Here is a 547-nt window from a genome sequence, read left to right on the forward strand (position 1 = left end):
CCTCTTCGCGCAGCATGCCCAGGATGCTGCGGCTGCCGGCCGAGCCCCGACTCTGGCTGAACAACTGGTTGACCTGGCTACGCAGCGCCACGCGGCGAGCATCGACACGCCGCCGTCGAAGACGGTGGACGTAGTAGCAAGACCGCGCCACATCGAAAGCTGAACAGACCACTTCCACCGACTCCTGCTCACTCAACTGGTCTATCAGCGCGTACGATCGAGTTCGTCCGACATCAAGAGAGCGGTAGCCTTTTTTAATATCGCTTTCTCCCGCTCCAGCCGGTTGATCCGGGCTTCCAGCTCCTGGATCTTTTGCTGCTCAGGCGTCAACGCCTTGCTCTTCGGGGTCACACCCTGGCGCTCCGCCTCGAGCTGCTTCACCCAACGGCGCAAGGCCGAATCCACCACCCCCAGCGAACGGCAGGCGTCGATATGGCTGTAGCCTTGGTCCAACACCAGGGCCGCGGCCTCTCGTTTGAACTCGGCGGAAAACGTACGTCGTTGCTTGCTCATCAGACACCTCTCTCACGGCGAGGGTTGTCGCCTA

Annotated in this window: 1 pseudogene; it reads right to left on the minus strand. The window is 61.6% G+C overall.

The features are described 5' to 3' along the window. Nucleotides 1–513, minus strand: a pseudogene (locus JHD77_RS32025) (transposase); the annotation flags it as partial. Between the last annotated feature and the right edge of the window lie 34 nt (nt 514–547).

Origin of the sequence: Pseudomonas sp. P20 (genome assembly GCF_016463925.1) — a bacterium.
Lineage (GTDB): Bacteria > Pseudomonadota > Gammaproteobacteria > Pseudomonadales > Pseudomonadaceae > Pseudomonas > Pseudomonas aeruginosa.